The following is a 6182-nucleotide window of genomic DNA, read 5'->3' as shown; positions in this document are numbered from 1 at the left end:
GGATCTTTAGCTCAGCTGGTTAGAGCAACCGGCTCATAACCGGTAGGTCCGGGGTTCGAGTCCCTGAAGGTCCACCAAGAACACTCTATATTTTGATATGTAGAGTGTTTTTTTATGTTTAATAAGCATATTAATTTAAGAATTTAAAACATATGAATAAAAAAATAAAAATCATAGTGTAAATTATAATATCCTTAAAAAAAGGAACATATTAAATTTTACTATGTTTTTTTATATTTTAAAATATAGTTTATTATAAATAATAATGAGAATTAAATTAATGGTATGCTAGAAAATTAATTTGATATAAAATTCTAGCTTGAGAATTTAAAAATTTAAGTAAATATCATAATTTACCTTATAATCTAATGAAATTTGAGAAAGTATTTACAAATGAATAATAAAATAATAGAATATTGATAAAATAATAAAGTGAAGTGCTTGGAGGCCTGTTATGGATTCAATAGATTCTAAAATAATTGATGCTTTAAAAGAAAATAGTAGATCAACTACATCTGATATTAGCAAAAAAGTAAATCTATCTATACCAGCAGTATCAGAAAGAATTAGGAAAATGGAAGAGAAGGGTATCATTGAAAAATATACTGTTAAGGTAAATAGACAAAAAACTAATTATAAACTTTTAGCCTATATTTTTGTGAACATTGATAAAACAGAAAATATTGAAGAATTTAGAAAAGTAATTTTAAAATGTAATTCTGTATTAGAATGTCATCACGTTGCTGCCGAATATGATTATTTGTTGAAATTACTTGTAGAAGATACGATGGCTTTAGAAAATTTTGTGTCTAATTATTTAAAGAAAATCAAAGGTGTATTTAAGTCAAATACAATAATTACCCTTTCTTCTTTAAAGGAAGAAATAAATGTATAATAATGAGGTGAAATTATGATTGTAAAAGGATTTAGGTTTGGGATGTTATTGCAACTTGCAATAGGCCCTGTAGCTATATTTATATTTCAGATAGCCTCATTAAAAGGGTTTTACAGTGCTGAAAGTGGGGTATTAGGAGTTGTATTAATTGATGGGGCGTTTATTACTGCGGCTATTATGGGAGTTGCTACTATAATTGAAAGAAAAAATACTAAAATTGTATTAAAGATAGCAGGAGCAATTATATTATTTATATTTGGGTTAAGTACTGTTTTAAGTCAATTTAATATAAATCTGTTACCTAGTTTTAGTTTGCAAGCTGTTTCTAGAACAAATAATGTATTTTTAAGTGCTATTATTCTTACTGTTTCCAATCCTTTGACAATAATTTTCTGGGCTGGAGTATTTTCTTCAAAAGTCGTTAGTGAGAATATAGAGAGAAGGGATATATATTATTATGGCTTTGGAGCTTTGTTATCTACAATATTTTTCTTAACGATAGTTGCTGCAATAGGAAGTTTTGTTAGTTCTTTTTTACCAATGAAAGTAATACAGACAAGTAATTTATTTGTTGGGATTTTGTTAATATATTTTAGTGTTAGAATGGTTTTTAAAGAGTAGAATGATAACAAAGCTTATGAAATTATTCTATTTTAAATATTTAGACTCTTCTAGCAGCGTTTATTATTAACTTTCTATATCAAACTGTTTTTTATTAAATATTACTAACGACAATAATACTATAGTAATGCTATATAGTAAAAATACTGATATTATTAATAATTCATGTACATCGGGTGTTATTGTACTACTACTAAAGCCTGTTTTTAAAATTTCATTCCCTGTTAAATAGTTGAATGGATTTATGGTTTCCACCCACCGGGGTAACTCTATTTTGTTAAATAATATCCCTAAACCTATACAAATAGTTATTGATATACAAATAGACTCTACAGAATTCTTAGATAAAATAGATATTAATGTACTAAAACAACTTAGAAAAACTATATAAAATAATGTTATTACAACACTCTTTAATATTAAATTGCTTACTGGATAAATCTTCAGAATACCATCTACCTCAACTATACTTGGATAGTTGAAGCTTCCAATACCATTTTTAAAAGATAAAAAAATAGCTATTCCAATTAATATAGTTCCAAAATATAATATATTAATCAAAATACAAGATAATAATTTAGATATAATAATTTTTCTTTTACTTACCTTTTGGAAAATTAATGTTTGTATAGTTCCATAATCTATTTCTTTGCTAACTATATCAGCTGTACTCAGAATAATAATTACTCCAAGTAACATTGGTGCTATATTTTTTAATACTAAATTAATAAAATTAACTCCATTCATAGTCATACCATCATTTATCGGTTCTATTTCATTATTAATTAAGTATGTATATTTTTCAATTTCACTCTCTATCTCTTGTAATGAAGTGGGACTAACTATAGTCCCTGATACTATTCCATCTTTTTCATTTTGTAACATTTTAACTTGAGTTTTTAATATTTTATTGTAATCATTGTCTATAATCCCTTGCTTTATTTCTTCATTTAATCTTATATTTTCCTCACTTCTATTCAACGTTTGTTTCATAGCCTCTTTAGTTAGAGGATCTTTTTGCATCCTGATTTGATTATTTAAGCTAAGAAGATTTACATTTAAGTCATCTATTAGGTCAGTATATATATTTATTTTAGAACTCTTTATGGATTTATCAGTTTTATCTGACATAAATGCATATGAGCTAATTAATATTGCTCCAATAATCCATAAAATAATTGTTTTTTTACTTGAAATTATCTTTTTTACTTCAAATCTAAATAACCCCATCTATTCTTCCTCCATTTATATATAAATTATATTTACTTTCTAAATCGTAATTAGCTAATCTAATTATTTCTAAGTTTCTAAATCGAACATTATTCATTATAATAAACTCTAATAAATTTTTCACATGATCTTCATCAATAGTTATAGTTACTAAATTATCATTTATAGATAAACCATATTCATTTCTTAATTTATTTATTTTATTAACTTCATTTGTATTAAATTTTATTATAAAAGGGCTATTATGATTTTCTAGTTCTTTGTTTGTTATTTTAACTATCTTTCCATTATTAACAAAAATAATTTTATTACACAGTATATCTATTTCTCTTAAATTATGAGAAGATATAATAATAGTTTTTTTTCTTTCTTCCGCTAGTTTCCTTAATAAATCTCTTAATTCAATAATCCCTTTATTATCTAAGCCGTTAGTTGGTTCATCTAATAGTATAATTTCTGAATCATTTATCAATAATATACCCAAACACAAACGTTGTTTCATTCCCAATGAATAAGTACTAACCTTATCAGTAATTTTTTTACCTATACCTATAAATTTTTCTAGCTCATCTATATTAGATTTATTATTAATTTTTGATATATATTTTAAATGTTCTCTTCCAGTTAAAAAGGGATATAGAGGAGTTTTAGATATTATCCCTGAAATATCCCCATTTTTTATAAGTTCACCACTATCACTATTTATCAATCCACTTATAACTTTAAATATTGTTGTCTTCCCAGCACCATTAGGACCTATTAAGCCAACAATTTCTCCTGTATTAACCTCAAAACAAACATCTGTTAATGCATTTTTATCTCCATATTTTTTACATATATTAATTAATTTCAATACATTCATAATTAACATCCTCACAGTTTTTAATTAGATTATTTTATTAATGTTCTAACTTAGTGAACTACCCTCCACTTACTTTGTTGAAGTGGGAGCTTCTTGGTCAATACTCCTAACAGAGCAAGTTTACCCAAGCTATCAAGGTCGCACCAACCTCTAATTATTACCAAAATTATATAGCTAATTTCAGTAGATTTATTCCTGCGTTTATATCTCTGTCATGATGTGCGCCACATTTTGGACAAGTCCATTCTCTAAGTTTTAAGTCTTTTACTTCTTTGTTTTTATAACCACAATTAGAACATAATTGGCTGCTTGCATAATTAGCTGGCGCAACTACTATTGTTCTTTCATACCACTGGGCTTTATATTCTAACATTCTTCTGAACTCAAACCATGATACTTCGCTTATTGCCTTTGATAAATTGCTATTTTTCATCATATTCTTTACTTTTAAGTCTTCTATAGCTATAGATTGGTTTTCTCTAATTAGCTTTGTAGATAACTTTTGCATAAAATCTTTTCTTTGATTAGCAATCTTCTCATGAAGTTTGGCAACTTTTAATCTAGCTTTATTTCTATTATTACTCATTTTTTTCTTTCTTGATAAATCTTTTTGTAGTTTCTTTAGTCTTTTTTCTGATTTCCTGAGCCATTTAGGATTTTCATACCTATCACCATTAGAACAAACTGCAAACTCTTTGAGTCCTACATCGACACCTATTTTATTTTTTATCTTTGGTAACTTTATATTTTCAGCATCAACTAGTATAGAAATATAATACTTATTACTCCGTGTCTTTGATATAGTACAACTCTTTATAAGGACATCGAAGTCTCTATGTTGTTTTATTTTAATCATAGATTTTAATTTTGGGATCTTAATATGTCCATTCTCAATAGCTACAGTTCCATTTTGATTATTAGTTGTATAACTATAGTAATTAGATTTTTTGCTCTTGAATTTAGGAAACCCAATAGTTTTATCTCTAAAGAAATTTTTATATGCTTTATTTAGGTTCATTTGAGCATTAGCTAACGCTAAACTATCAACTTCTTTAAGCCATTCATATTCTTCTTTGTATTGCGCCGGAGTTGGGTATTTTACTTTTTTAATATCTAAATCTTTATTTTCTTCATATGCTTTTATTCTATCGTCTAACATTTTGTTATATATGAATCTAGTGCAACCAAATGTTTTAGCTAGATATAATCTTTGCTTTGAATTTGGATATATTCTATATTTGTAAGCTTTTAGCAACTCCTTCACCTCATTTCTTGCCTTGATTTTCAATATATTTCTTTATTACTTCTATAGGAGCTCCCCCTGTTGTGAGCAAACAGTAGCTTTTTGACCAAAAATATTCTTTCCATAACTGTTTTTTTATTTGAGGAAATTCTTTCTTTATAAGTCTACTACTTGCACTTTTATAAGCGTTTATAAATTTTGACAACTCACTATTTGGGTGTGCTTTGAATAGTATATGAATGTGATTTTTATCATGTTCCCATTCTTCGATAGTTATATTGTAATTTGGGCTTATCTTCTCGAATATTTCTTTTAGTCTACTACTTATATTATCATTTATTACTTCTTTTCTGTATTTCACCACTAATACAAGATGGTAACGTAATAAAAACACTGAATGATTGTTTGTATCTAATTTCATTTATATCACCTATTTATATTATTTACTACTGAGTATATTTTTATACAAAATAATATTACAAATAAGTTGTTTTTACGCATTCATCTCCATTCTACTTTGTTGAGGGTGGAGACTTCTGCTAGCTATGTTAAAAAAGAAAATCTATAAAATAATGTGATTTATAGTTTTTCTTCTTATATAATGCTTCTGCGCAATCCTTAATTTTCCTTTTTTATAAAATAAATTAATTTATATATTTGTTGGTTAGTATTTCCTTTTGAAATTGCGAAATAAAAATATCGTAAAATCTACTTAATAATACGGTATTTTAAGAAATTATTTAGTTTTGAAGTTATTGTATTTTATCTTACAATTGTGAATTAATTAATGGAAATAATATATTTATAATTATGTTTTTCATTATTAATCTTTTCTACATCACACATAAAATAGAAAATATTATAAACTAAAACGATGGGAAGATAGTTTTCTTAGTTAATTTTTGCATTAAATTTGTAGAATAAAGATATTTTTTAAGTTTAAATTGATAAGGAGTATTTAATTTATACTAAAAAAAATAATTGAAACTAGTGATATGAACAGAAATATAACATTGCAATTATTGGTTTGAATTTGATAGTTTAGTTGAAGTGAATTATATTATTAGTTATAAAAAAATGGGTGTATAGCCTAATTTGAGTGCTTTTGTATGTGAGACAAATAGATGCAAAAAAATAATGATAATTTTATGGTATTAGATAAATAAAAAAAATTAAAAAAAATTAAAAAAAAGCGTTGACAAAAATAAAAAGGCGTAATATAATATTACTTGTCGCTGCGAGAGAGTAGCACAATTGGTCTTTGAAAATTAAACAGAGATTTAAGCCAGTCAATAAATATATTTTTGAGTAAAGATTAAACTTTTCAAATT

At 25.5% G+C, this 6182-nt stretch carries 6 protein-coding genes and 1 tRNA gene; 3 read left to right on the top strand and 4 right to left on the bottom strand.

What is annotated here, in order from left to right; translation table 11 throughout:
* From ACVHXK_RS18415 to ACVHXK_RS18405, 3 genes are all read left to right on the top strand, one after another.
* Positions 1–77, top strand: a tRNA-Ile gene (locus ACVHXK_RS18415).
* 377 nt (positions 78–454) lie between these two features.
* Positions 455–895, top strand: a complete 441-nt coding sequence (locus ACVHXK_RS18410; protein WP_461207871.1) for an Lrp/AsnC family transcriptional regulator — start codon at positions 455–457, stop codon at positions 893–895.
* Positions 896–910: 15 nt separating this feature from the next.
* The gene (locus ACVHXK_RS18405) at positions 911–1516 is read left to right on the top strand and encodes a LysE family transporter (protein ID WP_461207870.1); all 606 of its coding nucleotides are present in this window, start codon (positions 911–913) and stop codon (positions 1514–1516) included.
* A 66-nt stretch (positions 1517–1582) separates the two neighbouring features.
* On the opposite strand, the gene ACVHXK_RS18400 is transcribed toward ACVHXK_RS18405, so the two are convergent.
* The 4 genes from ACVHXK_RS18400 to tnpA form a co-directional block, all read right to left on the bottom strand.
* Positions 1583–2746, bottom strand: a complete 1164-nt coding sequence (locus ACVHXK_RS18400; protein ID WP_461207869.1) for an ABC transporter permease — start codon at positions 2744–2746, stop codon at positions 1583–1585.
* Positions 2733–3608: an ABC transporter ATP-binding protein gene (locus tag ACVHXK_RS18395; protein WP_461207868.1), complete on the bottom strand. Its 876-nt coding sequence runs from the start codon at positions 3606–3608 to the stop codon at positions 2733–2735. The genes ACVHXK_RS18400 and ACVHXK_RS18395 overlap by 14 nt, the downstream gene beginning before the upstream one ends.
* Before the next feature lie 166 nt (positions 3609–3774).
* Positions 3775–4863, bottom strand: a complete 1089-nt coding sequence (tnpB, locus tag ACVHXK_RS18390) for an IS200/IS605 family element RNA-guided endonuclease TnpB (RefSeq protein ID WP_461207867.1) — start codon at positions 4861–4863, stop codon at positions 3775–3777.
* Positions 4864–4873: 10 nt separating this feature from the next.
* A complete protein-coding gene (tnpA, locus tag ACVHXK_RS18385) occupies positions 4874–5272 on the bottom strand; it encodes an IS200/IS605 family transposase (protein WP_461207866.1) in 399 nt (132 codons plus the stop codon).
* Positions 5273–6182 lie beyond the last annotated feature (910 nt).

This window comes from Clostridium sp. DL1XJH146 (assembly GCF_054819755.1).
This window is presented reverse-complemented; position numbering and strand designations above follow the sequence as displayed.